At 52.4% G+C, this 2,057-nt stretch carries 3 protein-coding genes; all 3 read left to right on the top strand.

Annotated elements, in window-relative coordinates:
* A partial coding sequence (locus AC1DRJ_RS25505; protein WP_477804599.1) for an EAL domain-containing protein occupies positions 1-393 on the top strand: 393 nt, incomplete at its 5' end.
* A 104-nt stretch (positions 394-497) separates the two neighbouring features.
* Positions 498-998: an outer membrane beta-barrel protein gene (locus AC1DRJ_RS25510; protein WP_477804600.1), complete on the top strand. Its 501-nt coding sequence runs from the start codon at positions 498-500 to the stop codon at positions 996-998.
* Between the two features lie 143 nt (positions 999-1,141).
* Positions 1,142-1,744, top strand: a complete 603-nt coding sequence (locus AC1DRJ_RS25515; protein WP_477804601.1) for a transglycosylase SLT domain-containing protein — start codon at positions 1,142-1,144, stop codon at positions 1,742-1,744.
* Positions 1,745-2,057 lie beyond the last annotated feature (313 nt).

The following is a 2,057-nucleotide window of genomic DNA, read 5'->3' on the forward strand; positions in this document are numbered from 1 at the left end:
GCCTTGTCAGACCCTAAAAGTGCAGCGACTCAGTTGCACAGGCTTCGAGCCTGCGGGCATCGCATTGCTATTGCTGACGTCGGGGTCGATGGCTTCCGACTTTCGCTCATCGAATCTGTGCCCGTCGACATACTGAAAATGGATCTTACATTCATCACACACGACACCATCGCCACCAAGGATGCCCAGTGGCGACAGATTGCCAACATCGCCAGGTCGCTAAAGCTCAACGTCATCGCCGAGGGTGTCGACACTCAACAGCAGCTACTGCATTTGACTTCAGAAGGTGTGTTGTTGGCTCAAGGCCGGTTCTTTGCCAAAGAACTCCCTGTTCGTGCATTGGCTAGACGGTATTTTCAATGCCCGGCAAGCAACCGTCCTTACATTGATTGAGCGACTCAAAAATATAAATCAATGACTTCTATCAGTCTTCGCTATCACTCAGATTCTCGGCGAACACCTCACAATCGACAACCTGTAGAAGGACTCCACCTCACATGCTATTCCGAAACCTTGGCTTCGTTTCACTGCTTTCGTTGCTGTCTTTTCAGGCACTCGCGGATGACAGAGGTTTGTATCTTGGAGCTGGCGTAAGCAACATTGAAACTGACAAATCCCAGCTGAGCGATGAAGACAACGGCTATAAGGTTTTTGCCGGCTATCGTCTAAACGGTTATCTGGCTTTCGAGGGTGCCTTTGTTGATCTGGGCCAGTTCGAGGACAAAAATCTTGATTTCGATGGCAAATCTGTCCAGGCCAGCGCCCATCTCGGCTTTCCACTGGGAGACCGGGTACGTCTTTACGGCAGTGTCGGTGCCCATGCCTGGGATGCTGACGGCAATGCCAGCGACGATGACACTGGAGTGGATCTGACCTACGGTGCCGGCGTTGAATTTGATGTGTTTCGCAATATCGGTATCCGCGCTGAATACGAAGTACTGGAAGTCGGCGACATCAACCTGAATCAAACAACGGCCTCTGCATTTATTCTCTTTTAACGCCCACTTGAATTTGAGCGGCCATGCTGGTCGCTCAACACCTCCCCCTGACAATCGCGCAGTGACGTCGAATGATCGGCTTTACACAAGTTCTGTCCTGCAAGCGGGGGCTACTACCGCCCTTATTTTTCTGAGGGCTATGGATGAAACAAGGAAGAGTTCGGGCACTGCTACTGGTGTTCGCCATTTTGACGGGCTGCACGACGGCGCCGCCAAGGGATCAGAATAATCTATGCAATATCTATCGTGAGTACCCTGACTGGTACGAAGACTCGCTAGAGATGCAAAAAGAATGGGGCACACCTCAACACGTTGCGATGGCAATCATGAAGCAAGAGAGCAGTTTCGTCTCCGATGCATTGCCTCCCCGTGACTACATGCTTGGAGTGATTCCCTGGGGGCGGGTCAGTTCCGCCTATGGTTATGCGCAAGCTCTTGACCCTGTCTGGGGTGAGTACGAGGATATGACCGGCAATGGCGGCTCGCGCGACAACTATGATGACGCGATCATGTTTATAGGCTGGTACACAACTGGCACCCACAGCCAGCTTGGAATATCCAAAGGGGACGCCTACAACCAGTACCTGGCCTACCATGAAGGGCGAGGTGGCTTTCGTCGAGGTACCTATCGCAGCAAACCATGGTTGATGCAGGTGGCACGCAAGGTAGAGCAACAGTCCAGGAATTACCATTCACAGCTCATGCAGTGCCGCGACGAGCTGGAGGATGATCGCAGCTGGTTTTGACACAGCTCAAACGCTTGATTCTGGACTGTTCAGCCTTTACCGGCTGTCACACCTWCGTCACATCCACCCRGCACAATGCRRTCAGCCAAACGGATTTGGCTACGTGTATAAAAGAACCCGGCCACTGCGCCGGGTTTTTTCGTTCTTGCGGCATACTTTTCACGAAACGCTCACACAATGGAGCGCAGATTGATCGAACAAAAGGATGTGACCCCATACAGAAAGCCCGCTAAGTGCGGGTTTTTTGTTTTCAGGCTCGCACTCCCCTGCCCGCTTGTCGCACAGATGCCCCTCCGAAATCACGATACCTGAG

It is taken from the genome of Pseudomonas sp. P5_B2 (assembly GCF_056400445.1).